Source organism: Nocardia sp. NPDC006630, assembly GCF_040611495.1.
Lineage (GTDB): Bacteria > Actinomycetota > Actinomycetes > Mycobacteriales > Mycobacteriaceae > Nocardia.
This window is the reverse complement of sequence record NZ_JBEXOK010000002.1, coordinates 327,780-351,749: the sequence shown is the minus strand read 5'-3', so window position 1 is coordinate 351,749 and position 23,970 is coordinate 327,780. Positions and strand designations below refer to the sequence as shown.

23 protein-coding genes are annotated in these 23,970 nt (G+C 67.3%); 14 read left to right on the top strand and 9 right to left on the bottom strand.

Annotated features, from left to right (window positions below):
• Positions 1 to 3 precede the first annotated feature (3 nt).
• The 6 genes from ABZX86_RS05925 to ABZX86_RS05900 form a co-directional block, all read right to left on the bottom strand.
• On the bottom strand, positions 4 to 1,440 hold the full coding sequence (locus ABZX86_RS05925) for a hypothetical protein (RefSeq protein WP_355120468.1): 1,437 nt from the start codon (positions 1,438 to 1,440) through the stop codon (positions 4 to 6).
• Entirely contained in the window at positions 1,437 to 2,147 is a 711-nt protein-coding gene (locus ABZX86_RS05920) for an FHA domain-containing protein (protein ID WP_355120466.1), read from the bottom strand. The genes ABZX86_RS05925 and ABZX86_RS05920 overlap by 4 nt, the downstream gene beginning before the upstream one ends.
• 9 nt (positions 2,148 to 2,156) lie before the next feature.
• Complete coding sequence (locus ABZX86_RS05915) at positions 2,157 to 3,449, bottom strand: VWA domain-containing protein (protein WP_355120464.1); 1,293 nt, start codon at positions 3,447 to 3,449, stop codon at positions 2,157 to 2,159.
• A gap of 2 nt (positions 3,450 to 3,451) precedes the next feature.
• On the bottom strand, positions 3,452 to 4,354 hold the full coding sequence (locus ABZX86_RS05910; protein WP_355120462.1) for a protein phosphatase 2C domain-containing protein: 903 nt from the start codon (positions 4,352 to 4,354) through the stop codon (positions 3,452 to 3,454).
• A gap of 12 nt (positions 4,355 to 4,366) precedes the next feature.
• Entirely contained in the window at positions 4,367 to 6,574 is a 2,208-nt protein-coding gene (locus tag ABZX86_RS05905; protein ID WP_355120460.1) for a tetratricopeptide repeat protein, read from the bottom strand.
• A 62-nt stretch (positions 6,575 to 6,636) separates the two neighbouring features.
• The gene (locus ABZX86_RS05900) at positions 6,637 to 7,851 is read right to left on the bottom strand and encodes a hypothetical protein (RefSeq protein WP_355120458.1); all 1,215 of its coding nucleotides are present in this window, start codon (positions 7,849 to 7,851) and stop codon (positions 6,637 to 6,639) included.
• 186 nt (positions 7,852 to 8,037) lie between these two features.
• Between ABZX86_RS05900 and ABZX86_RS05895 the strand changes: the two genes are divergently transcribed.
• The gene (locus tag ABZX86_RS05895; protein WP_355120456.1) at positions 8,038 to 8,889 is read left to right on the top strand and encodes an acyl-CoA thioesterase II; all 852 of its coding nucleotides are present in this window, start codon (positions 8,038 to 8,040) and stop codon (positions 8,887 to 8,889) included.
• Between the two features lie 693 nt (positions 8,890 to 9,582).
• Here the strand turns inward: ABZX86_RS05895 and ABZX86_RS05890 are convergent.
• Positions 9,583 to 11,274: an APC family permease gene (locus ABZX86_RS05890; protein ID WP_355121283.1), complete on the bottom strand. Its 1,692-nt coding sequence runs from the start codon at positions 11,272 to 11,274 to the stop codon at positions 9,583 to 9,585.
• 208 nt (positions 11,275 to 11,482) lie between these two features.
• On the opposite strand from ABZX86_RS05890, the gene pdxT reads away from it, so the two are divergent.
• From pdxT to ruvB, 9 genes are all read left to right on the top strand, one after another.
• Positions 11,483 to 12,106, top strand: coding sequence for a pyridoxal 5'-phosphate synthase glutaminase subunit PdxT (gene pdxT, locus ABZX86_RS05885; protein WP_355121281.1), 624 nt, complete (start codon positions 11,483 to 11,485; stop codon positions 12,104 to 12,106).
• A 76-nt stretch (positions 12,107 to 12,182) separates the two neighbouring features.
• A complete protein-coding gene (locus ABZX86_RS05880; RefSeq protein WP_327145560.1) occupies positions 12,183 to 12,935 on the top strand; it encodes a YebC/PmpR family DNA-binding transcriptional regulator in 753 nt (250 codons plus the stop codon).
• A 113-nt stretch (positions 12,936 to 13,048) separates the two neighbouring features.
• Positions 13,049 to 13,483 carry a hypothetical protein gene (locus tag ABZX86_RS05875; RefSeq protein WP_355120454.1) on the top strand — a complete coding sequence of 145 codons (435 nt, stop codon included), beginning with the start codon at positions 13,049 to 13,051 and terminating at the stop codon, positions 13,481 to 13,483.
• Between the two features lie 107 nt (positions 13,484 to 13,590).
• On the top strand, positions 13,591 to 14,100 hold the full coding sequence (locus ABZX86_RS05870) for an O-acetyl-ADP-ribose deacetylase (RefSeq protein WP_355120452.1): 510 nt from the start codon (positions 13,591 to 13,593) through the stop codon (positions 14,098 to 14,100).
• 103 nt (positions 14,101 to 14,203) lie between these two features.
• On the top strand, positions 14,204 to 14,983 hold the full coding sequence (locus ABZX86_RS05865) for an SDR family NAD(P)-dependent oxidoreductase (protein ID WP_355120450.1): 780 nt from the start codon (positions 14,204 to 14,206) through the stop codon (positions 14,981 to 14,983).
• 36 nt (positions 14,984 to 15,019) lie between these two features.
• Positions 15,020 to 15,466, top strand: coding sequence for an acyl-CoA thioesterase (locus ABZX86_RS05860; protein ID WP_355120448.1), 447 nt, complete (start codon positions 15,020 to 15,022; stop codon positions 15,464 to 15,466).
• 87 nt (positions 15,467 to 15,553) lie between these two features.
• Positions 15,554 to 16,123: a crossover junction endodeoxyribonuclease RuvC gene (gene ruvC, locus ABZX86_RS05855; protein WP_327145566.1), complete on the top strand. Its 570-nt coding sequence runs from the start codon at positions 15,554 to 15,556 to the stop codon at positions 16,121 to 16,123.
• Positions 16,120 to 16,725 carry a Holliday junction branch migration protein RuvA gene (ruvA, locus tag ABZX86_RS05850; protein WP_355120446.1) on the top strand — a complete coding sequence of 202 codons (606 nt, stop codon included), beginning with the start codon at positions 16,120 to 16,122 and terminating at the stop codon, positions 16,723 to 16,725. The genes ruvC and ruvA overlap by 4 nt, the downstream gene beginning before the upstream one ends.
• Positions 16,726 to 16,731: 6 nt before the next feature.
• Positions 16,732 to 17,835, top strand: coding sequence for a Holliday junction branch migration DNA helicase RuvB (gene ruvB / locus ABZX86_RS05845; RefSeq protein ID WP_355120444.1), 1,104 nt, complete (start codon positions 16,732 to 16,734; stop codon positions 17,833 to 17,835).
• Positions 17,836 to 17,920: 85 nt separating this feature from the next.
• On the opposite strand, the gene ABZX86_RS05840 is transcribed toward ruvB, so the two are convergent.
• Positions 17,921 to 18,931 (bottom strand): NADP-dependent oxidoreductase, encoded by a 1,011-nt coding sequence (locus ABZX86_RS05840; protein ID WP_355120442.1) that lies wholly within the window; start codon positions 18,929 to 18,931, stop codon positions 17,921 to 17,923.
• 28 nt (positions 18,932 to 18,959) lie between these two features.
• Between ABZX86_RS05840 and ABZX86_RS05835 the strand changes: the two genes are divergently transcribed.
• Complete coding sequence (locus ABZX86_RS05835) at positions 18,960 to 19,934, top strand: helix-turn-helix domain-containing protein (protein WP_355120440.1); 975 nt, start codon at positions 18,960 to 18,962, stop codon at positions 19,932 to 19,934.
• Positions 19,935 to 20,158: 224 nt separating this feature from the next.
• On the opposite strand, the gene ABZX86_RS05830 is transcribed toward ABZX86_RS05835, so the two are convergent.
• Entirely contained in the window at positions 20,159 to 20,860 is a 702-nt protein-coding gene (locus ABZX86_RS05830; protein ID WP_355120438.1) for a GntR family transcriptional regulator, read from the bottom strand.
• Positions 20,861 to 21,016: 156 nt separating this feature from the next.
• On the opposite strand from ABZX86_RS05830, the gene ABZX86_RS05825 reads away from it, so the two are divergent.
• From ABZX86_RS05825 to ABZX86_RS05815, 3 genes are all read left to right on the top strand, one after another.
• A complete protein-coding gene (locus ABZX86_RS05825; RefSeq protein WP_355120436.1) occupies positions 21,017 to 22,159 on the top strand; it encodes an acetamidase/formamidase family protein in 1,143 nt (380 codons plus the stop codon).
• Positions 22,159 to 23,373, top strand: coding sequence for an amidase family protein (locus tag ABZX86_RS05820; RefSeq protein ID WP_355120434.1), 1,215 nt, complete (start codon positions 22,159 to 22,161; stop codon positions 23,371 to 23,373). Before ABZX86_RS05825 ends, ABZX86_RS05820 begins: the two co-directional genes overlap by 1 nt.
• 397 nt (positions 23,374 to 23,770) lie before the next feature.
• Positions 23,771 to 23,959 (top strand): hypothetical protein, encoded by a 189-nt coding sequence (locus tag ABZX86_RS05815; protein WP_355120432.1) that lies wholly within the window; start codon positions 23,771 to 23,773, stop codon positions 23,957 to 23,959.
• The last annotated feature ends 11 nt before the right edge of the window (positions 23,960 to 23,970 follow it).

The following is a 23,970-nucleotide window of genomic DNA, read 5'->3' as shown; positions in this document are numbered from 1 at the left end:
GGGTCAGCGGTACTCGGCGAGGCGCGGGCGGACGCCGACCAGCACGAGGACGCTGATCAGCACCGCACCGCCGAGGGGAAGCCAGTTGTTCCAGCCCGCCAGCGCGGATTCGCTCTCGGCGATGGCGCTGTCGAATGCGCGCTGATTGATATCGATGGTCGCGACGAGCGCCTGATCGTAGGCGGCGAAATGGTCGTTGGACGGCCCGGTGTCGAGGCTGATGGCGGCCCGCAGATCGGTGCGGTCCTGCGCGCGCAGGGTGCGATCGTCGTGCTGATAGCTCTGGTAGGCGGTCAAGGTGTTCTGAGCGGCCGTGCGCTCACCGCTGAAAGTAATGTTGCGCAGCTCTTTTCCGAGGAACGAGTCCGCGGCCAGCGCCGTCTCCAAGCCCGCGCTGTTCGTGCTGAGCGCCTTGTCGAGCGCGGGCACGTAATCGTCCAGAGTGTTCGCGGCGACCCCGGCCAGGCGCTGCGACTTGCGGTAGAACGCATCCTGATAGGCGCCTGCGCGCTCCGGGTCGAGCAGGAAGCGGCTCTCGTCGGCATTGGCGTCGTAGGACAGGGCGCGCGCCTGGCGCAGCGCCAGCAGGGAGTCGAACGCATCCTTCTTGGCGGTGGTGAGCTGTTGCGCGGCAGTGGAATTCGCGGTGAATCCACCGATCACGAGTGCGGCGGCGAGCACCGTGGTCAGGACCAGCGCGGGGTTGATGCGGCGGCGCAGCGTCACGCGCAGCAGGACCTGCAGGCCCAGCAGTGTGCCCAGGACGAGAATGCCGAGCACCGCGATCCGCAGTCGTGCCACCGCCGTGGTGTGCTCGCTGTCGCTGTACGCGCTCTCCAGCACCCCGCTATTGGTGTCGGCGAGTTTCTGCGCCCGCGCCATCAGATCGGGAACCATTCCGGTGGCCGCGCGATAGGCGTCCAGCGTGCGCGCCGAAGGCTTCCCGGCCGCGCCGTGGTCGAGGTCGGCCAATTGCAGAGTGTCGGCGGCCTGCCCCTGATACTTGCCGAACAGATCGAGCAGTTCGCGAATCTGCGCGGCCGCATCGTCATTGGTGGCGATGGTCATGGCCTGCTGCAGATCGGCGTCGACCTGCGTACGCCGCTGCTCCATACCGGCGAGAGCGGTGTCACGTACCTTGGTGAGGGCGGAATCATCCCCTGCGAGAAGCACATTCGCCAATTGCGCATCCATATCGGCCAGCGCGAAATACAGATCCTCGGTGGCGGCCACGGTGGGTGCGGTGCGGTGACCGATCACGTCGATGCCATGCCGGGTGGAACTCGCGCCGGTCGCTATCACCAGTGCGGTGCCCGCGGTGAGCAATACCGCGAGAACCGCCAGCCAGCGAATCCAGCCCGGAGTATCGGCGCGCGCCGGCAGCAGTCGGCGGGCGCTGTCGAGAGCCGGGCGCGCCGGGCGGGTGGTGACCGTGGTCATGATGCGTTGTCCCGGTTCTGCTTCGAGGAGGTGAGGGTGAGCGTCGTCCACGCGCCGATGTGAATGCGATCGCCGGACGTGAGGGCGATCGGCGTGCCCTGTTCGATCGGATCGATTCCGTCATTGACGCGCGTGCCATTGGTGGAACCGAGATCGATGAGGGCCCAGGTGTTCTCGGTCCGTGCCAGGAGGAGCACGTGCACATGGGAGATGCCGGGATCCTGGGGCCGCCCGGTGAGGTCGATTTCGGGGCCCGAGCCGCCGGATGCGCGGCGGCGGCCCACCCGGACCTGAGTGCCGCGCAGGACGAATGCGCGCTCGGGGTAGTGCGCGGGGAACTCGATGTCGTCGTCCTCGCTGCGCATCGTGTCGAAATAGTCGCGGTCGGCCGAAATGGTTGCAGTCCAGACGGATTCGTCCGGTGCGGGTGCAGGTGGTGGCGTCGCGGGCGCAGCAACGGGTGCGATGGTGACGAGGGGTGCGACGGTGGCAACCGGGAATCCGGCGACGAAGTCGTAACTGCACCCTTCGCAGAACCGCCCGGAGCGCGGTTCACCGCACTGCGGACATGGTTCACCCAGCGGTTCGGCGGTGGGCGTGGTGCGTTCGGCGGTATGCATCGCGGCTTCGGGCGCACCGAGCTGCAGCCCGCACACATCACAGAAATCCGTTGCCGCCGAGTCGTGTCCGGCGGGACAGGTCAGCATGGTCGGCCCCTAACGCTTGTGCACACGGGAGGTCTTGGTGGACCGCGTATCCAAGGTCATCTCGTCCGCCTTGCGCACCGCCGACTTCAGCCGCACGGTCCCGGTCCGGGCGTCGAGCACATCGACCACTCCGGCAAGGAGTTTCGCGGTGTCCTCATGCCCCGATTCGGCGGCCAGCTGCACCGCTCGCCCCAATCGCTGTGTGGCAGTGTCCAGATCGCCGAGCCGCCGCGCCGTGAGCCCCTCCTGAATGGCCCCGGCGAGTTCGGCCTGGCCGGTGTAGTGCGCCACCTCGGGACTGATCTTGCTGGACTGCACCACATCATCGGTCCAGACGGCCTTGACCAGACCCTGCCCCAGCACCTCGGTCCCGGCGGCATTGGTGCGCACCAGGCTCACCCGGCCCGCCAGCATGACGTCCCCCACGCCGCCCGGGGCGACCTCGATGCAGATGTGATAGTCGCGGCTCTCCGCGCCGCCCCAGGAACCGGTCGGGTAATCGCCTGTCTGCGTGCCGGATTCGGTGCGGCGACCGGTCAGATCGGCCAGTTCGGGGGCCACCTGCTTGACGAACTTCACCGTCGCCCCGCGCGGCGTCCACAGGCGCAGCGCCACATCGGCGACCTCCTTGCCCATGGCCGCGGCGGTCATGGCCTGGAAGTCGGCCGCCAGATCCGCCGGATCGGCGACGATATCGACCGTGCCGAGCAGTGCGGTGGAGATCTTGCGCAATTCGGCGATCTCCCAATCGGTGCCGACACCGCGGCAGTCGCAGGCGAAAATTCCTGTACTCGAACGGATCTCGGCATCGAGCTGGCTCGCGGACTCGTGTTCGTCGCGGCCGTCGGTGAGGAGAATGGCGTGCCGCAGTCCGGCCCGGTCGCCGAACAGCTTGCGCGCCAGCTGCAACCAGGTGCCGATGGCGGTGCCGCCACCGGCGCGCAAGCCCTGGACGGCTTTGATGGCATTCTGCTTGTGATTGGCATTGGCCTCGATGAGCGCCGGTGTCACCGGATACACCATGCGGGCGGTATCGGTCCCGGCGACAACGGCGAAGGCCACACCGTCCCGCACCGCCGAAATCGCCGCGGCGGTAGCGTTTTTGGCGGCGCTGAGCTTGCCGTAGGTGTGATCCATGGATCCGGAGCAGTCGACGATGATGACTTCCGCCGCGCCGTCCACGACCGTGGCGGGGCCACCCGCGGTGGCTGTCACCGTGACCACGGCATTCACCCGGGTTCCGCCGGCCGGCAGGAATTCGTTCTGAAAGGTATCGATGCGGAAGCCGATGGGGGCGTTCATGATCAGCAGTTCCTCGGGTTCGACGGAAACGGTGCCACGGCGACGGTGATGTTGTCGCCGCCACCGGCGGCCAGCGCCAGATCGGCCAGGTTGTGTGCCGTGGTCAGCGGTGCGGTCCGGGCGGCCGGAGCGGCCAGATCGGAGAGGGTGTCGGCGGCCGGGAAGTAGTTCCAGAGCCCGTCGCTGCAGAGCAGCAGCAGGCCCGGACCGTCCGGGACGAAGCTGCGCACATGCGGTTCCAGGGCGTCCGCGTCGGCGCCGAGCCAGGCGGTCAGCGTATGCGCCTCGGGGCTCGCCATGGCGGTCTCGGCATCGACGCCGTGTGCGATGAGCCCGGCGGCGACCGAATCGTCGTCGGTCAGGCAGCGTGCCGAATCGCCGGCGTCGAGCCAGTAGGCGCGACTGTCGCCGACCCAGCCGAGGGTGATGGCCTCGGCGGTGAGCACCGCAGACACCAGCGTGCACGCGGGGCTGCGGTCACCCGAATCGCCGAGCGCCGCGACCGCCGCCGCGGCCTGCGCCATGGCGGTGACCATCGCGATGGCCGGATGGGTGCCGTCCCGCAGCTCCTCGGTGAGCCGGTCGGCGGTGGTGGTGGCGGCGCGTTCGGCGGCCTCGTCGGCACGATCGGAGGAGGAGACGCCGTCGGACACCACCAAGACCCGGGTCTGCGACTCGGTGAGCAGGCGCAGTGCCATCGCATCCTCGTTGTGCGCGTGGCGTTTTCCGCGATCGGTCACCGCCGCACAGCTGCCGAGATCGACTTCGCGGCGATCCGCCGCGAGTACGGTGACTTCTCCGGTGAGCGCGTAGCCGCAGTCCTCACAGAACCGGTCGCCGATCTCGAACGTGATGCCGCATACCGGGCAGGCGTCGCTCAATTCATCATCCTTCGTGGTCGTCATCGACCGCATCGCTCACACCCAGCTGACGGGACGAACGGCATTGGCCCGGTTCACCAGATCGCGCCGGGCGGTGCCGTCCGGCGACAGCCGGGCCAGGGTCCGGTACTGCGCCTCGAGGGCGCGCCGCAGCTCGGTATCGGTGAATCGGCAGCCGAGCACCGTGAGGCTGTGTGGAATGGGTTGTCCCACAGCCAGTTCCCGCGCGGCGTCGAGGACGGCAATGCTCTTCCAAGCCTTGTGCTCCGGATCGAGGGGGAGCCCGGTGAGCCGGTCACCCGCCGCCGCCAGGTATTTGTGCGCCCGCTGCAGGGCGCCACCCTCGAGTTGTGCGCCGAAGGCCGCAAGCTGCGCGGCCACATGGTGACTCGAGCTCGCTGGTACCGACTCCGCGGCCGCTATGGCCCCGTCGATATCACGGTCCCGCAGGCGGGTTCGCGCTAGACCGAAGGCGGCGCTGGCATAGGCATTGTCGGTGCGCCACACCCGTTCGTAGAGCGCGGCCGCCGTGGTGGCGTCGCCGTCGCATTCGGCCGCCGCCGCGAACGCCAGCTTGACTGCTGCCTCGCCGGGTAGAAGGTCGTAGACGGTATCGAAAAAGGCACGTGCCGAAGATGTTTCACCGGCAGCCAAGGCGGCCAGACCTCGATACCAGGTGATCCGCCAGTCGGCGTCTTCGGACGCCTCCAGCACATCCAGTTCCGTCCGGGCGGCGGCCGGATCACCGGCGTCGATGCGGGCCCGCACCAGGGCGAGGGTCATTTCGGGGGAGGAGACCGATGCGGCCTCCAGGGCGGCCACCACCATTGTCGGGTCACCGCCGGCATTGGTGGCGAGGAACCCGGCAGCCGGATCGGTCGGATCCACGAGCGGAATCGGCAGCGCCGCCGCGATCACCGCCGGCGCCGGGAGGGTCGGCCATTGGTCCGGCTCCGTGCCGAAAGTCCGTCGCTCCCCGCTGAATACGGTCGATGATGCCGGTCGGGGCACCCCGTCCTGCGCCGCGACCACCTCGCGCAGCACCCCGGTGACCTGTTCGATCATCTCCGCGGCGGAGGCGAAACGATCATTGGCATCGGGTGCGGTGGCGCGGATCAGCAGCCGATGAAAGGACGGGTACGCGGCCAGCAGCGGCACCTCGGCGGCGGGCGGCAGGGTGTAGCGGTAGGCCGAGCGGTAATCGAAATTGAAGGTCAGCAAGGCGAGGGTGCGCGCGACCGTGAACAGATCCGATTCGATCGACGCGCCTTCGGTTTCCAGCTCCGGTGCGCAGTAACCGTCGGTTTTGAAGCCGGCGCTCTCCTCGTCGTCCATGCGCCGCACCGCGCCCAGGTCGATGAGCTTGAGCTGCTCTTCGGTCTGAATCATATTGTCGGGCTTGAAATCGCAGTACAGCAGTCCGAGGGAGTGCAGATGCCCGAGCGCGGGCAGGATCTCGAGAATGTAGGCCAGACCCTGCGCCAGCGGCAGCGGCGCCAGATTGCCGACGGCATCGCGCTGGGACCGCAACTCCTTGAGCGAGGCCCCGCCGACGTACTCCATGACGATGTAGCCGACCTGCTCCCCGGTCCGGGGATCGGGATGCCGCACGAAATTGAAGATCTTCACGATGTTCGGGTGTTCCACCGTGGCCAGGAACTGCCGCTCGGCCACCGCGGCGGCCATGGCATCGGCGTCGCCGGTGTCGAGCAGGCCCTTGAGCACCACCCAGCGGTCGCTCACATTGCGGTCGCGAGCCAGGTAGACCCAGCCCAGGCCGCCGTGCGCGAGGCAGCCCAGTACCTCGTACTGGCCCGAAACGAGTTCTCCGGCAGTGAGTTTGGGGGTGAAGGAGTAGGCGGACCCGCACTGGCGGCAGAAGCCCTCCGGGCGCCCGGGGGTGGTGTCACGGCCCCGGCCGACCGGTGTGCCGCAGCTGCTGCAGAAGCGCTCCCGCTCGGGGACCTGGGGATCGGACAGCACCGCCGTCGACGGATCCCGGTACGGCACTTGCGGAATCGAGACCAGGCCCGCGCCCAGGCGGCCGCGCGCCGAGCGGGCGGTGCGGTTGGAGCGACTGGATCGCGAGGAGGATCGGCTCGAGCCGCGGCGGCTCTGCCTGCCCGAGGACGAGGTGAACGGGGTCGAGGGGCCGGGGGTACGCAGGGAGTGGGCGGGCGTGGCGAGGGACGGTGTGATCGCGACGCCGTTCACTGCCGAAACGAGTTGCGGTGCAGGCGCCATTCCGCACTCATCGCAGAAACCATCCGCGATGGCGCCGCCGCAGCCGGGGCGGGTACATGAGGTCATGCTGTGGTTGTCCGTTCGGTGATGGACCGCTGGTATTCCGTGAGCGCCCGGGTCGCGGCAGCGAGATCGCAAGGTGTGCAATGCAGTAGCTCGTAGGAACGGCGATATCGCGCGTCGACGGTGGTGTCCTCGCTCAGGCGCAGGCGTGCGCCCTTGGCGCGGTACGCGTCCAGTCGCCCGCGCAGTTCGTCCCGTCGATCCAGTAGCGCCACCGCGTGATCGCGTGCGGTATCGGCGGCGGTGCGTGCCCGCTCCACGTCGCGGGTCAGCGCCACCACCTCGTCATTGAGCCGGGTCCAGTGCGTTGTGCGGCCTGTTTGCAGCAGAGTCAGCCGATCTCGCAGCGGGGCAAGAGGTTCCAGCGCCGGGGGAGTGGCGCCGAGGATCTTCGCGGAAGTGGTGGTCACGGCGGTCCGCGCGGTGTCGTACAGCACCGCGGTCGCTTCCACTGCCTCGGCCAGGGCCGAGATCCGCTGCGCGACGCTCTCACGGCGTGCCCGCAATTCCGCCAGTTTCGCTCGCAGTTCCGCTATTTCGCGGCTGAGGGCCACCGGATCGGCGGGATCCGGGTGCCGTTCGGCGACCGTCAGCGGATCCGACATGGCAAGTGCCCGTTCGGTGTTCAACCGCTGTTCGACTGTCGCGATATGTGTCAGCAGGGGATGGTCGATCGCGGCGAGTTCCAGGTCTGCGGCCGTCTGCCGGATCTCGCGCACTCCGGCATCGGCCCGGTCGACCCCTGGCAGAAATGACGAGGCCACGGTGTCGGCGGCCGCGGCCATCCGCGCGACCTCGGAGTAGCCGGCCGTCATCTCACCCACCAGTTGTGCCAGCGTGAGCGCCCGTCCGACCACCGCGGGCCCGGTCAGCTGCCGTTCGCCGAACGGAATCGGCTGCGGCGCAAGCACGACCGAAGGCCCGCACAGCAGCGCCGTCAGATCGCTCAATTCGGCCGGACCCGGCCGCAGCCGCCGCGCCCGCACCTCGTGCACCCGCGCCACCACACCCTCGAACAGCGTGAATTGCGACCACACCACGCCCAGTCGGCCCCGCGCCGCCGCCCATCGCTGCGCACTGGCGCCGGCCAGTGGCACCTCATCGAGAAAACGAACCCCCGGATGACCCTCCAACTCCACCAGATTGGCAGAGATATCGGAGCGATCGGCATCGAGCCGGGCCAAGGCCGTATCGGCCTCGGCAAGTGTCAACACTGACTGGCCCCCCGTGCAAGCGCTGGATCTTGATGGGGTCAACCCCCTCTGCTCATGTTGCCACCGGTGCCCGTAAGCAAATCGTAAGTATTTGCCGGACTTCGGCGTGCGGTGTTCGGCCGGTCGCGCAGGTCCCGGTAGTGCCCGGTTGTTAGCCTGACCGGACAATCCGGAAGGGAACGGTGCATGGCAACGATCGAAGAGGCCCTCGAAATCGAGCGGCTCGAGCGTGACATCTTCCGTGGCGCGTCCACCAAGACGCAGCTGCCACGCACGTTCGGCGGTCAGGTTGCCGGACAGGCGCTGGTCGCGGCGACCCGGACGGTGGATCCCGCCTACCAGGTGCATTCGCTGCACGGCTACTTCCTGCGGCCCGGCAATCCCCTGGAACCGACTGTCTTCCTGGTGGATCGGATTCGCGACGGCCGTTCCTTCTGCACCCGCCGCGTGACCGGCGTGCAGAACGGCGACGCCATCTTCACCATGTCGGCGTCCTTCCACATCGGTGACGAAGGCCCCGAGCACCAGGACGAGATGCCGACCGTGCCCGCACCGGACGACCTGCCCGATGCCGCTATCTCCATGAGCCCCGAACGGCTCTGGGCCATGCGGGAATGGGAGCACTGGGACATCCGCACGGTCCCGCAGGAGTCGGTGGACCGCCGCGAGGGCCTGGCCGCCCAGCAGCAGGTCTGGTTCCGCTACCGCCACCCCCTCCCCAACGACCCCCTCTTCCACGTCTGCACCCTCGCCTACATGAGCGATATGACTCTCCTGGGCTCCTCGAAGGTCCCGCACCCCGACGAGCCCACCCAAAACGCCTCCCTGGACCACGCCATGTGGTTCCTTCGCCCCTTCCGCGCCGACGACTGGCTCCTCTACGACCAGCAATCCCCCTCCGCCGGCTTCGGCCGCGCCCTCACCGCAGGCCGCATCTGGAACCGCCAGGGCGAACTCGTCGCCGTCGTAGTCCAGGAGGGACTGATCCGCACCTTCCGCGACAAGAAAACGGAGTCCTACCCCTCGGGCACGAACTGACCGTCGGGCGCGCCATTGATCCCTGCGCGCCAAGAGGTCTCGGACGGGCGGCCGCTCCGACGGCATGCCGCACTGTCATGTGGTGCCCGAACTCGAGTGTGAAACCGCCGCGGAGGGATCGGGCGTTTTCGGATGCATCCGAGACGCTGTGTGCGTCCGGCCTAATCGGTCACAGACCGCTGCCAGGCGGCAAAATTTGCTGTCCAGGTGCGATCTTTGACCGCTCAGGCCGGTGTGGCCGACGATCGAACGCGCTCACCATGACGCGTGCACGGCCTCAGTGGTCGCTCAATAGTCCTGACAATAGGGCGCGAATTCCGGGGGAGGGGTCGAAATCGGGCTCCGGCCAAGTGATTCGGTGCAGGATCAGGCTGTCGAGATGGTCGAGTCTGCACCGCAGCAGAGTCCGTGAATTCCCTCGACGCGGTCCCGCTGGAACTATGGGCATGACAATGTTGATGTTGCTGCCTACTGTGCGATGTCACCGGCGGACTGTCGCCGGCGGATGGAATGGATACGCACCATGAACTTTCTTTCAGCGATTGCCGCACTGTTGAGCCCGGTGGCATCGACGGGCAGCTTCAACCCGCTGTGCTGGGAATCGCCGGCGACGACTCCGGCGGGTTGCGGCTCGGCCTAGTACCGGAACGTGGGGCGGCCCGGTCCTTCGGAAGGACTGGGCCGCTTCGTCGGTCAGGCTGTTTGCACGCGCAGGTGGCAGACGACGGTGTCGGGCATTTTGCGCAGGACCCGCTCCAGTTCGTCGCTGCGGTGGCTGGGCAGTACATGGTTCCAGCCTGCGGGCGGTTCGACTTCGGCGATCACCACGACTTTGCGGCGCCCGTCGAAATGGTCGCGGACGTAGCGGGCTACCGGTCCGCCGACGGTGGCGTCGCCGTCTTCGAGCAGTACCAGGCGGACATCCGGATGCCAGGCCTCCCACTCCTTGGTGAAGACGGTGATGTTCTCGTCGTGCATGCAGACGTGCACGGCGATCACATCGCGGCCCAATGACATTGCGGCGGAGAGGGCTTCGCGGCTCAGCTCGGATACCTCGGAGACCGGGACCACGATGGCGGTTTCGGTCGGGCGGGGTGTTTCCGGGACGCAGTCCGCGCCGCGGCAGCCGTCGATTCGCTCGTAGATCTTGCGAATCTTCTCCATGACCAGCACCAGCAGCGGTAGCACCAGGACGATCAGCCACGCGCCCTCGGTGAACTTCATGGAGGTGGTCACGATCGCGGCGACGAAGGTGAGCACGGCGCCGAAACCATTGAGCGCAGTACGCCATAACCAGCCGTCGCTGCGCGTGGCGAGCCAGTGCCGGACCATACCGACCTGGGCGATGGTGAAGCCGACGAAGACGCCGATGGCGAACAGCGGCACCAGCGCGTTCATATTGCCCTCGGACGCCACCAGCAGCACCGCGGACGAAATGCCCAGTGCCAGTACGCCGAATCGGTACACCTGGCGCGGGGAGGTCACCGCGAAGCGATGCGGCAGGCAGTTGTCGTCGGCGAGGATTTTGGTGAGCGTCGGCAACCCGCCGTAGGAGGTGTTGGCGGCCAGGGCCAGCAGCAGTACGGTCGCGAATTGCACGACGTAGTAGGCGATTCCGTGACCGAGTGCGGCTTCGGTCAGCTGTGAGAGCACGGTGGTGCCGTCGATCGGATGGATCGAGAACTTGCCGATCAGGGTGGCCAGGCCGATCAGCATGAGGCCGAGCAGGATGCCGAGTGCGACTTCGGCGCGCTGGGCCCGCTTCACCTTGGGCTGCTGGAAGCTCGGCACCGCATTCGCAATGGCCTCGACGCCGGTGAGCGCCGCGCATCCGCTGGAGAATGCCTTGAGCAGCAACAGGATTCCGATGGTCTTGGCATCGGTCGCCACGGCCGCGCCGCTCGAGACGCTCGCCGGATCCGAGCGCAGCAATCCGGCGATGATCACCGCGAAGATGCCGATGACGAAGACCGCGGTCGGGGCCATGAACGCCCGCGCGCTCTCCCGAATGCCGTACAGGTTCAGCACCGTGATGCCCACCAGCACCGCCAGGCAGACCCACATCGTGTACGGCAGCAGCTCCGGGAACGCGGAGGTCAGTGCGGCCACACCGGCCGCGATGGAAACGGCCACATTCAGCACGTAGTCGACGATCAGCGAGGCCGCCGCGACCAGACTCGTGCGCCGCCCGAGCCGCGCCTTGGCGACCGCATACGCGCCGCCGCCGTTGGGGAAGGCCGCGATGACCTGACGGTAGGACGCGATGAGAACGGTCAGCAGCACCACGATGGCCAGGGTCACCGGCAGCGTGTAGCCCAGACCGGCCGAGCCCGCGGCCGCCAGCACCAGCACGATCGCCTCGGGACCGTAGGCGACCGACGCCATGGCGTCCAGCGAAAGCCCGGCCAACCCGGTCGAAACAGTCAGCCCGTGCTTCGGCGGCGGAGCGTCTACCCCACCGCGCGGGCCGGGTGTGGTTTCTCGTAACACATCAGTCACATCGCGGAGTGTTCACCTCCGGCGACACCTGGACACCCGTCCTAACGAAACCTTCACACCCTGGGTGAGCAGGGCCACATCAGCACCCGAACGTATGCTCGACGGCGTGACTCCGACGATTGGCGTGCTGGCCCTGCAGGGCGACGTGCGCGAGCATATGCACGCGCTGGCAGCGTGCGGCGCCGAGCCGGTGGCCGTGCGCCGCGAATCCGAACTCGATGCCGTCGACGGATTGGTGCTCCCGGGAGGCGAATCCACCACCATCAGCAAACTGCTGGAGGTCTTCGACCTGCTCGAGCCGCTGCGCAAGCGACTGCGTGACGGCCTGCCCGCCTTCGGGTCCTGCGCGGGCATGATCCTGCTGGCCTCCGAGGTGCTCGACACTCGTCCGGACATGCATACGCTCAACGGCATCGATATGACGGTGCGGCGCAATGCCTTCGGCCGGCAGGTCGATTCCTTCGAAACCGATCTGGAATTCCGCGGTCTCGACGACGGTCCGGTACGCGCGGTTTTCATTCGTGCCCCATGGGTGGAGCGCGCGGGCGACAATGTCGAGGTGCTGGCGCGCGTGCCCTCCGGACCCGCCGCGGGCACCATCGTCGCGGTGCGGCAGGGCAATGTGCTGGCCACGTCCTTCCACCCGGAGGTGACCGGAGACCTGCGGGTGCACCGGCTGTTCGTCGACACCGTGGTGCGCCCGCGCATCGGGGTGTGACCCGGCTGCACAAGATCAGTAGACTGGGGCGCTGTCCATCTGTGGGCTCCTGCCCCCTGAAAAGAGGAAGTAGGGAATGAGCGGCCACTCCAAATGGGCCACCACCAAGCACAAGAAGGCCGGGATCGACGCGAAGCGCGGCAAGCTCTTCGCCAAGTTGATCAAGAACATCGAGGTGGCGGCCCGCACCGGTGGAAGTGACCCGGACGGCAACCCGACGCTGTACGACGCCATTCAGAAGGCGAAGAAGTCGTCGGTGCCCAACGACAATATCGAGCGCGCTCGCAAACGCGGCGGTGGCGAAGAAGCCGGCGGCGCCGACTGGCAGACCATCATGTATGAGGGCTACGGCCCCAATGGTGTTGCCGTGCTGATCGAGTGCCTCACCGATAATCGCAATCGCGCTGCCGGTGAAGTGCGTCTTGCGATGACCCGCAACGGCGGCAATATGGCCGATCCGGGTTCGGTGTCGTACCTGTTCCACCGCAAGGGCCTGGTCACCCTGGAGAAGCACAATCACTCCGAGGACGACGTGCTCATGGCGGTGCTCGATGCCGGCGCCGAAGAGGTCAACGATCTGGGCGAGTCCTTCGAGGTCATCTCCGAACCCGGCGATCTGATCGCGGTGCGTACCGCGCTGCAGGCGGCCGGTTTCGACTACGACTCCGCCGACTCGGGCTTCCAGCCGTCGATGTCGGTCTCGGTCGACGCCGACACCGCCCGCAAGGTCTTCAAGCTGATCGACGCGCTCGAAGACAGTGACGACGTCCAGAACGTCTACACCAATGTGGACATCTCCGATGAGGTCCTCGCCGAACTCGACGACTGAGTTCGCACCCTCCCGGCAATCGCAGGCCGCCCCTATTTTTTGGGGGCGGCCTGCGATTTTCGTATCGGTACAGTGGATTTCAGGTCGGGGCCGATAAAGGAGAAGACACACTCATGCCGCAACGGTTGACCGTCGCCCTCGGCATTACCGCCCTGACCTCCGCCGCGGTAGCGGTCCTCGCCCCGCAGGCCGCCGCGAAAGATCTCGCCCCCGGCCTGTCCTGCAGCGACTACACCTGCCGCAACGACACCGACGACATCTACTACGTCACCGGCCGCGTCACCTGCTCGTTCGGCGGTGGCGCCCACGACTTCTCGGGCTACGCGGGCCGCCGCACCACCGACCAAATCCCCATCTCGTGCCCGAGCGACTACGAGCCCGGCTCCTGGCACACAGAAACGACCATGAACCCCGACGGCACCTTCCAGTCCAACCAGGTCCAAGACCCCGGCACCTGGAACAACACCTACCCGGTCACCATCGACTACCAAACCGCCACAGTCGACAACGACCAAAAACTGGCCCCCCACACCGGCTCCGCCGGCTGACCCACTGACCCGATGTGCGCCGGACCGTTGCCCCATCGCGCCGGTCCGGGCACACGCGGCTTGCAGCGCCGCGCCCGGCGTAACGGCCACGATGAAAGAATTGCGGCATGGTCGAATTGGTGGCGGTTCGAGGGGATATCACTGAGCAGGATGTGGATGCGGTGGTGAATGCGGCGAATTCGTCGTTGCTCGGGGGTGGGGGTGTGGATGGGGCTATTCATCGGAAGGGTGGGCCGGAGATTCTTGCTGCTTGCCGGGCGTTGCGGGCCTCGCATTATGGGCGGGGGTTGGGGACGGGGCAGGCGGTGGCTACTACGGCGGGGCGGTTGCCTGCTCGGTGGGTGATTCATACGGTGGGGCCGGTGTGGTCGGGGGAGGAGGATCGGTTCGAGTTGCTGGTGTCTTGTTATCGGGAATCGTTGCGGGTGGCAGATGAATTGGGGGCGCGGACGGTGGCGTTTCCGGCGATCTCCACGGGGATCTTTCGGTGGCCGATGGAGGATGGGGCTCGGCTTGCGGTCGAGACTGTGCGTGCGGCGGAGACCGGGGTGCGGGAGGTGCGGTTCGTATTGTTCAGTGATGAGGCGTACCAGGCGTTTTGCGCGCAGGGGGTCTGAGCGGGGCGTGGTTTCAGGTCGTCGGTAGACGGTTTGTCATTTACAAGACTCTGTGTCAGTCGACTGCTACGGTGGGCTCAACATCGTGAAAGTGGTTGTGCTGATGGCAAATAACAGATTCGCTGCGAAAACCGCCCTGGTCACCGGCGCGGCCTCCGGTATCGGCGCTGCGATCGCGACGCGACTGATCGCCGAGGGGGCGCGGGTTGTCGGCGTCGATATCAATGAGACCGGGTTGAAAGCCTTGGCCGAGCGATTCGGTGACCGGTTCGTGGCCGCGACTTCGAATGTGACGATCGAATCGGAGGTGGCGGCCGCCGTTTCCACGGCAGTTGACCAGTTCGGCGGTCTGGACCTGGCCTTCAATGTCGCGGGCGGCTCGCTGATCGGCGCGGTGACCGAAATGGCCGAGCAGGACTGGGATTTCACCATCGACCTGGTGCAGAAGAGCGTTTTCCTGTGCACCAAACACGAGGCCCGTCGCATGCGCGAGGCCGGTGGCGGCGCGATCGTCAATGTCTCGTCCCTGGATGCCCGCATCCCGGTCCCCGGCGCCAGCCCGTACGCCACGGGCAAGGCCGGTGTGGAGATGTTCAGCAAGAACGCCGCACTAGAGCTGGCCCCGTACGGTATTCGCGTCAACTGCGTCCTACCCGGTCTGGTCGACACACCGATGGGCGCGCCGATCATCGGATACCAGCCGGCGCTGGATATGTTCCTCGACCGCATCCCGCTGCGTGCCCCCGCGACCCCGGACCAGATCGCCGGTCCCTGTCTGTTCCTGGCCGGCGACGACGCGTCCTACATCACCGGCACCTCATTGATCATCGATGGCGGCTGGCAGCTCACCGGCTTTCCCAACCTCGCTGCCCTGGCCGAGTAGCGCATTCTTGTCGGTGGGGTCTGCAAGGGTGGGTCCGTGACGAATACGTATGAGCCGTTCCGGATTCGGATCGAGGTCAGGGTGTCCGATCTGGATCCGCAGTTGCATGTGACGGGTGCCGCCTATCAGCAGTTTGCAGATCACTCGCGGTTCGAATGTGTTCAGGCGGCGGGGATTTCGGTGGCGGAGCTGCTGGCAGGCGGGTTGGGGCCGGTGAATCTGGAGACGGTGATCAAGTATCACCGGGAGTTGCGGGCGGGCGATGCGGTGGAGGTGTCCTGCTCGTGGGTGTGGGGCGAAGGGAAGACGTATCGCGTTGAGCACGACCTGATTCGCGCTGATGGGGAACTTTCGGCGACCGTGGCTCATGTGAGCGGGCTGATGGACCTACGCACTCGGCGATTGGTGGCGAACCCGGCACAGGAGTGGGCGAAGCGGGCGACGGATCCGACACTGCTCGGTGTGCAGCCGTCCTGTCCGTGAGCGGCGCGCTCGTGTCGGTGGGCGGGGAATCCGCGCCGTTCCGTTAGACTCTCGAACAGTTGTTCGTCTGCGGTGAGAGGGGTTTTCGTGCGGGTGATGGGCGTCGACCCCGGGCTTACCCGGTGCGGGCTCAGCATGGTCGAGGGCGGTTTGGGGCGGTCGGTCAAGGCCATTCAGGTCGATGTGGTGCGCACGCCGCCGGAGATGGATCTGGCGCAGCGGCTCATGGGTGTCGCCGATGCCGCCGAGCTGTGGATGGACAAGTACAAGCCCGAGGCCGTCGCCATCGAGCGGGTGTTCTCACAGAACAATGTCCGCACCGCCATGGGCACCGCGCAGGCGGGCGGCGTCATCGCACTCGCGGCCGCACGCCGCGGCATCCCGGTGCACTTCCACACCCCCAGTCAGGTGAAGGCCGCCGTCACCGGAAACGGCTCGGCGGACAAGGCGCAAGTAACCGCCATGGTGACCCGTATCCTCGGGCTGGCGGTCGCGCCGAAACCTGCCGACGCCGCCGATGCGCTCGCACTGGCCATCTGCCACTGCTGGCGCGCGCCGATGATCGATCGCATGGCGAAGGCAGAGGCCATGGCGGCCGCACAGCGGCGCATGTACGAGGAAAAGCTTGCCCAGCAACGGAAGGCGGTGTCCGGGTGATCGCGTCGGTACGCGGTGAGGTGCTCGAGATCGGGCTCGACCATGTGGTCCTGGAGGCCGCCGGCGTCGGGTATCGGCTCAATGCCACCCCCGTCACACTATCCACGCTCACTCGCGGCGAGGATGCGCGCCTCTACACGACCATGATCGTGCGCGAGGATTCCATGACGCTGTTCGGGTTCTCCGACACCGAGTCTCGTGAGCTGTTCGGGCTCCTGCTGACCGTGTCCGGCGTCGGGCCCAAGATCGCCATGGCGGTCCTCGCGGTGCTCGAGCCCGAAGCGCTGCGCAAGGCGCTCGCGGAATCCAATGTTGCCGCCCTGACCCGCGTGCCCGGTATCGGCAAGCGCGGCGCCGAGCGCATGGTCGTGGAATTGCGCGACAAGGTGGATCTTGTTCCGGTGCAGTCCGGTCCGCCCGGATCCGGCCCCACGGTCGTCATCACCCCCGTGCGCGAGCAGGTGGTGGAGGCGCTGATCGGCCTCGGCTTCCCGGTGAAGCAGGCCGAACCCGCGGTGGAGGCGGTCCTGGTTCATGATCCCGACCTGGGTACCTCGCAGGCCCTGCGGGCGGCGCTGGGGCTGCTGGGCAAGAACCGATAGGCGATCATGATCGACGAACCCGACTTCGACGCCGATTCGGTCGATTCCGACGAATCCGCGGTCAGCGCAAGCTATCTCACCTCCGACGGGGAGATCGAGGCCAGCCTGCGCCCGAAATCCCTGGACGATTTCATCGGCCAGCCGCGCGTGCGCGAACAGCTGGCGCTGGTGCTGCGGGGTGCGAAACAGCGCGGCGGCACCCCCGATCACGTGCTGCTCTCCGGTCCGCCCGGACTCGGTAAGACGAGTATGGCCATGATCATCGCGGGCGAACTCGGTTCCGCCCTGCGCCTGACCTCCGGCCCCGCGCTGGAGCGCGCCGGTGATCTGGCCGCCATGCTCAGCAATCTGGTCGAGGGCGATGTGCTGTTCATCGACGAGATCCACCGCATTGCCCGGCCCGCCGAGGAAATGCTGTACCTGGCCATGGAGGATTTCCGGGTAGATGTGGTGGTCGGCAAGGGTCCGGGCGCCACTTCGATTCCCCTGGATATTGCACCCTTCACCCTGGTCGGTGCGACCACCCGCTCCGGTGCGCTGACCGGCCCGCTGCGCGACCGCTTCGGCTTCACCGGCCATATGGATTTCTACGAACCCGCAGAGCTGCAACAGATTCTGGTCCGGTCGGCGCGCATTCTCGGCGTGCAGCTGGAGGCCGATGCCGCGGCCGAGATCGCTGGCCGCTCCCGTGGCACGCCGCGTATTGCCAACCGCCTGCTGCGCCGCGTGCGCGACTACGCCGAGGTGAAGTTCGACGGCATCGTGACCCGGCAGCTCGCGCAGGCCGCACTCGCGGTGTACGACGTGGACGTGCTCGGTCTCGACCGCCTCGACCGCGCTGTGCTCACCGCTCTCATTCGCAGCTTCAATGGCGGCCCGGTAGGCGTCTCGACCCTGGCCGTCGCGGTGGGGGAGGAGTCCGCCACTGTCGAGGAGGTCTGCGAACCCTTCCTCGTCCGTGCGGGTTTGGTCGCTCGCACTCCGCGCGGCCGTGTCGCCACCGCCGCGGCGTGGGAACACCTGGGCCTGGTGCCACCCCCGGACCTGGTCTTCGGTTCGATCGAAGTCCGCGCCCGCGAATCCCATCCGGGCCTGTTCGACTCCGCGTAGCTTTCATGATCACCAGGACATGGTGGCGGCCTGTTCTCGGCCGATGCCGCCACCAGTTCCTGGTGATCAACTGCCCAACGCGAACTCAGTCGACGGTGAGGACGAGTTTGCCTGCGGTGCGCCCGGTTTCGCCGAGGGCGTGTGCCTTGGCGGCATCGGCGAGCGGGAAGACACCGGCGATCGTGGGGCGCAGGGCACCCGAAGTGGCGAGATCCGCCAGGGCGGTCATGCCGGCGTGGTCGGCTTCGACCAGCAGCACGGCAGCGCGTACTCCGCGCTGCTGGGCTGCCGTGATCAGCGCATCGGCGCCGAGAGCGCGAATGGACACCAGGATTCCATTGGGGTTCAGGGACTTCAGCGATGCGATGGCGTGAGCGGCATCGATCGGATCGAGAATGACATCGACATTCCGAACGGCCTCCGCCACATCGGTGGTGCGATAGTCGACCACCTCGTCCGCACCGAGACTGCGCAGGAAGTCGTGATTGGCGGAACTGGCGGTCCCGATCACGTACGCGCCGCGAGCCTTGGCGATCTGCACGGCGAAGTGGCCGACGCCGCCGGCGGCCGCGTGGATCAGGACACGCTGTCCCGCTTGCAGATCGGCGGTATCCACCAGCGCCTGCCGGGCGGTGAGCGCGGCCAGTGGAATGGCGGCGGCCTCGATGTGACTGAGACCAGCGGGTTTCCGGGCGAATGCGCGGGTGGGTCCGGTGACGTATTCGGCGGCGGCACCGTGTCCGTGCGGATAGGGGAGCATGCCGAAGACCTCGTCGCCCGGCTGGAACAGGGTGACGCCGACCCCGATCGCCACCACCTCGCCGGAGACATCCCAGCCGAGCACAAACGGCGGTTCCGGAAGGAACAGCCCGGTCCGGCGGCGGTGACCCCAGTCGGTGGGATTGAGCGCGGTGGCGTGCACCCGCACCAGGATTTCACTGGGTCCGGGCTGCGGAACCGGGCGTCGTACCTCGTGCAGCACCTCCGGTCCGCCCAGAACGTCCTGGCTGATGGCGCGCATGGTCTCGGGAATGCTGGTGCTGTTCTCGCTCATATCACCCAGCTTGCCGCTGTCGGCCGCCCCGGAAAATGGCACGATCGCCAATATTCGATAGGATCGTGCCATGCAGATATCGGCAATCGAGCCACGCCGGGTTGCTGTGCTGGCCTTGGACGGGGTGTATCCGTTCGAGCTCGGCATCCCCTATCGCGTGTTCGGCACCGCCGACGGGCGCTATGAGGTGCTGACCTGTTCGGTCGACGGCCGGCCGGTGCGCAGCAATTCCGATTTCGATATTGCCGTCGCCCACGACACGAGCATTCTGGAGACTGCCGACACCGTGGTCATACCGCCGTGCGATGTGCTGTCGATCCTGAAGGACGGCTTGTCACAGCAGGTTTCGGATGCCCTCGCCCGAATTCCACCGCAGGCCCGGATCGTTTCCATCTGCACCGGCGCGATCGTGGTGGCCGCTGCCGGCCTGCTCGACGATCGCCCCGCGACCACACACTGGAACTTCAGCGACGACTTCCAGCGCCGGTTCCCGCGCGTCCGCGTGGACCCGAACGTCCTGTATGTCGACGACGGCAATGTCCTCACCTCCGCGGGCGCCTCCGCCGGAGTGGACCTGTGCCTGCACATCATTCGCCGCGATCACGGCAGCGAGGTCGCCAATATGGTCGCCCGCCGGTGCGTGGTGCCGCCCTGGCGGGAGGGCGGTCAAGCCCAGTTCATCGAACAACCCATGCCCCCGCTCGCCTCCCCGGGCACCGCCTCGGCCCGCCGGTGGGCGCTGGAGAACCTGCAAGAACCGCTCACCATGGCGGATCTCGCGGGCCACGCACGCATGAGCGGCCGCACCTTCGCCCGCCGCTTCCGCGACGAGGTCGGCATGAGCCCCGGCCGCTGGCTCATCCAACAGCGCGTATTCCGCGCCCGCGAACTCCTCGAAACCACCGAGCTCCCCGTGGATCGCATTGCCGCCGAAGTAGGTTTCGCCACCGGAACCTCCCTGCGCCAGCACCTGCACGAGGCCATCGGCGTAGCCCCACTCGCCTACCGCCGCACCTTCCGCGCCGTCGCCCTCACCGAATCCTGAGTTCCCGCAGTCATTGTCATCGTCTTCCGTGCTCATCGACTCGCACCGAAGCGGCGGTTTCGATCTACCGCTGATACCAGGAGCTGCTGCGCATCATGCCCCGATGCACTGGTGTGCCAGGTTTCGGCAACGAGTTGCCCATGGTACGAGTGGGGCGATTCCGCCTCATGCGTGGCGGCCACACCGACCGGCCGCGGCCGCGGAGGAGACCGGCGCTATAGCGCTTATCGCCGGGCCGGGGGGATGCTGAGGTCGCGTACCTCGCGCAGATGCAGCTCCATAGCTGCGGCGGCGGCCATTCCGTCGCGGCGGGCGACGGCGTCGTAGATGAGGTGGTGGCCGCGCAGGGAGATGCGGCGGCCGAGTTTGGTGCGGTGCGAGAGGGTTCGGGTGCGACGGGTCCAGTCGGTGGTCATGGTGCACAGGGTGACCAGGAGCGGGTTCTGCGCGGCGTGCGCCAGCAGGGTGTGGAATTCGATGTCCAGGCGCAGTGATTCGGTGGCGGAGAGGGTTTCGTGGCTCTGCCCGAGCACGGTCTCCAGCGAGAGCAGATTCGATTCCACGGCGCGCAGTGCGGCCAAATGGGCGATGCGTGGTTCGACGAGATCCCGGAGCTCGCTGGCGTAGCCGAGTTCGATATCGGCCTCGGCGAGACTGCCGGCCAATTGCGCTGCCCCGCGTGCCATCTCGGTGACGGTGCTGCCGCGTCCCTGGCGGCGCTCGATGAGCTTTTTCGATTCCAGTTCGAACATGGCCTGCCGGAGGGACGATCGGGAGATGTTCATACTGGCGGCGAGTTCGCGTTCGGGCGGGAGTTTATCGCCCGCGCACAGCTCACCGCTGATGATCAGGCCCTCCAGGTGCGCCGCGACCTCCGCGCTCACACTGCGGGAGCGGCGGCTCAGCGGTGGTATCGAAGTGGTCACCGTCTCAACTCTAAATCCGTTCGTATGCTTGCCATTTCGCGCCTGTAAACCGTTGGTTACGTTAGGTTTCGAAGTACGCCCCCGGTCGTTCGCCTGTCTTATGGTCGGCATATCGGATGGTCCGACCAATTGCGGTCGGGTATGGAAGGTATGGGCGTGACGTCGATCGTGCAGGAGTTCGTTCCCGCGTTTCCGGTGCTGCAGCAGGGTGAGGGGATCGGCGGTGCGGACCGCTACATCCCCGCCGAGCCGCCGAAGGTGTTGTGGGGGCGCATCCCCTGTATCGGCGACAAGCCCATCGCCACCGTCGACCCCGGGCAGACGGTGGTCATCGACACCATCAGCCATGAGGGCATTCTCGAGGATCAGGGTTCGGACCCGGTCGCCTACTTCGGCAGGCACGGCGTCGAGGCCGGTCATATCCTCACCGACACGGTCGACGTCGCCGCCGCCCGCAAGCGTGACTCCCTCGCCGGGCCGCATATCGTCACCGGTCCGATCGCTGTGACCGGTGCGCAGCCCGGAGACCTGCTCGCCATTCGCATCGACGATCTGGCCATGCGTGCGCCCTACGGCGTCGTGTCCACCCGGCACAATCGCGGTGTGCTCGCGCACCGTCTCGGCTTCGACGGCGACTACGGTCAGTTCTGCAGCGTGGCATCGCGCGACGGAGAGTGGTTCGGTGGCATGCCGATTCACCCCGACCGGCCCCATCGGGCGGAGTTCCCGATCAATCCGTTCCTGGGGCTCATCGGTGTGGCCACCGATACCGATTCGCATATCTCCTCGGTGCCGCCCGGTCAGCACGGCGGCAATATCGATATCCGGCGTCTCACGCCCGGTGCGACGCTGTTCCTGCCAGTGCAGGTCGAGGACGCGCTGTTCTATATCGGCGACCCGCATTTTGCGCAGGGCAATGGCGAGGTCGCGCTCACCGCGCTGGAAGCGCCGCTGCGCGCCCGCCTCACCGTCGATCTGGTCCCGGGCGCCGAGGTGACGGCCGGACTCGGCCGGTCCATCGGCCCGTTCGCGGCCGCCCACGGGTTTGTCATACCCACCGGCCTGGATCCCGATCTGAACCGGGCGCTCGAGGTCTGCGTTCGCAATGCCGTCGAAATGGTGGTGTCGCTGTTCGATGCCGACCCGCAGCAGGCCTACCTCTATCTCAGTGCCGCAACGGATTTCAATATCTCGCAGGCCGTGGACCAGGTGCGTGGCGTACACGGCGAGATCCGGGTGGCCGACTTCGCGCACCATGCCACCACCGACCTAGCGCGCCGCATTCTGGGGCGTGCGTAGTGGAGGCGGACCCACGGGGGAGTGGTGACGGTGTCTGGCGCGTACTGGGCGCGCCCCTGGTAGCGGCCACCGCGCCGGGCCCGCTGTCCGGTCACGGCGTAGCGGTGAAGGACCTCTACGCCGTAGCCGGATTCGCGCTCGGCGCAGGCGTACCCGACTATCTCGGCGAGCCGCAGCCCGATCACGCCGCCGCGGTTTCGCAGTTGCTGGCTGCCGGCGCCGATCTCACCGGGATTGCGCACACCGACGAATTCGCCTACAGCATCACCGGATCCAACGGCCGGTACGGGATGCCGGTGAATCCGGCAGCTCCCGAACGTATTCCGGGTGGTTCCTCCAGCGGTTCCGCCGTGGCCGTGGCCCGCGGCGAGGCCACCCTCGGCCTCGGCACCGACACCGCGGGCTCCATCCGAGTGCCTGCCGCCTATCAGGGCCTCTGGGGAATTCGCACCACCCACGGCCGCATCTCCACCGAGGGTCTCCTCCCACTGGCCCCTTCCTTCGACACCGTCGGCTGGATGGCTCGTGACCCGGAAACACTTGCTGCTGTGGCTGATTGCCTGCTGCCAAACCCCAACCCGACCTCGCAGCACCTCGTCGCCGATCCCGCGCGCCTCGTCGCGGATCCCCCGCAACTCGTCGTTGATCCGGCGCTGTGCGTGGTCGCCGACGGAGACCTCGCGAGCCGCGCACTCACCGCCGCCAACGCCCTGGGCGCCGCCGAACTGGACCTCGACGCCGACCTCGACGCCTGGTTCACCGCCTTCCGCACCGTCCAGGCACACGAAGCCTGGACCACCCACGGCCCCTGGATCACCGCCCACCCCGGCGCCCTGGAACCCGAAGTGGCCCAACGCTTCGCCTACGCCGCCACCATCTCCGACCCCGCCGCCGACCGCGCCCGCGCAGTGCTGACCGCCGCAGCCGCCCACCTCCGAACCGCCCTGACCGGCCGAACCCTCCTACTCCCCACCACCGCAACCCTCCCACCCCCGCGCACAGCCCCCGCCATCACCTTGGAGGCAGGCCGCACCCGCACCCTCCACCTGACCTGCCTGGCCTCCCTCGCAGGCCTCCCCGCAGTAACCTTCCCCACCCACCCCCTCGACACCCTCCCCGTAGGCCTCTGCCTCCTAGGCGCCCCCCACACCGACCACACCCTCATCCGCCAGGCCCACCTCATCGCCCTATCCCACCTCCCTCAACCACGCTGACCAACCACCGCCGACCGAAACCCACCAGCCCCGGCACCCTCCGAAATCCCGCCCCGAGCCCCACACATCTCGCCACCCACACCCCTGTGACGCCGAGCGGGCTCTCATGGTGGCGACACGCCGCAGTTGTCCACCACCAGAGCCCTCTCGGCGGGCTTGGTTTCGTTGTGTTGGGCTGGGCGGGAGGAATTTTCGGGATTTGCGCTGGCGGTGAGTGGTTACGCGGGTGCGGGTGGCGCATCGGGGGTGCAGTACCTCTGGGGTTGGCGGCGGCCGGTGTCTATGAAGTAGCGGTGCGCCGGGGCGTGCGACTGGTGTCCTGTCGGCAGAAAGCGGATATTGTCGTCGCGACGCTGCTCGATACAGGCACCGGCGAAAAGACTGTGGTGCAGGCGGATTGGCTGATTGGCTACCGCACGCCTGGCTGGCCGACGGCCGTTCCACCCTCGATCTGGTCGGTCCCGGCCCTACCCGTCTATCGGGAGATCAACTGCCCGAACAGCTTCGGCGGGAGTGCGGCCTATCCGAGACCACCGCGCTGTGGGTGCGCCCGGATGGACACATTGCCGACCGCCTCGACGAGTGAGGGCCAGCCGT

Excerpts from the sequence above, each read along its gene's own strand:
- ABZX86_RS05865 (WP_355120450.1), top strand. The coding sequence starts at position 14,204 with ATGGCAAATAACAGATTCGCTGCGAAAACCGCCCTGGTCACCGGCGCG.
- ABZX86_RS05880 (WP_327145560.1), top strand. The coding sequence starts at position 12,183 with ATGAGCGGCCACTCCAAATGGGCCACCACCAAGCACAAGAAGGCCGGG.
- ABZX86_RS05835 (WP_355120440.1), top strand. The coding sequence starts at position 18,960 with ATGCAGATATCGGCAATCGAGCCACGCCGGGTTGCTGTGCTGGCCTTG.
- ABZX86_RS05915 (WP_355120464.1), bottom strand. The coding sequence starts at position 3,449 with ATGAACGCCCCCATCGGCTTCCGCATCGATACCTTTCAGAACGAATTC.
- ABZX86_RS05895 (WP_355120456.1), top strand. The coding sequence starts at position 8,038 with ATGGCAACGATCGAAGAGGCCCTCGAAATCGAGCGGCTCGAGCGTGAC.
- ABZX86_RS05925 (WP_355120468.1), bottom strand. The coding sequence starts at position 1,440 with ATGACCACGGTCACCACCCGCCCGGCGCGCCCGGCTCTCGACAGCGCC.
- ABZX86_RS05905 (WP_355120460.1), bottom strand. The coding sequence starts at position 6,574 with ATGGCGCCTGCACCGCAACTCGTTTCGGCAGTGAACGGCGTCGCGATC.
- ABZX86_RS05875 (WP_355120454.1), top strand. The coding sequence starts at position 13,049 with ATGCCGCAACGGTTGACCGTCGCCCTCGGCATTACCGCCCTGACCTCC.
- ABZX86_RS05920 (WP_355120466.1), bottom strand. The coding sequence starts at position 2,147 with ATGCTGACCTGTCCCGCCGGACACGACTCGGCGGCAACGGATTTCTGT.
- ABZX86_RS05890 (WP_355121283.1), bottom strand. The coding sequence starts at position 11,274 with ATGGCGTCGGTCGCCTACGGTCCCGAGGCGATCGTGCTGGTGCTGGCG.
- ABZX86_RS05870 (WP_355120452.1), top strand. The coding sequence starts at position 13,591 with ATGGTCGAATTGGTGGCGGTTCGAGGGGATATCACTGAGCAGGATGTG.
- ABZX86_RS05910 (WP_355120462.1), bottom strand. The coding sequence starts at position 4,354 with ATGACGACCACGAAGGATGATGAATTGAGCGACGCCTGCCCGGTATGC.
- ruvB (WP_355120444.1), top strand. The coding sequence starts at position 16,732 with ATGATCGACGAACCCGACTTCGACGCCGATTCGGTCGATTCCGACGAA.
- pdxT (WP_355121281.1), top strand. The coding sequence starts at position 11,483 with ATGCTCGACGGCGTGACTCCGACGATTGGCGTGCTGGCCCTGCAGGGC.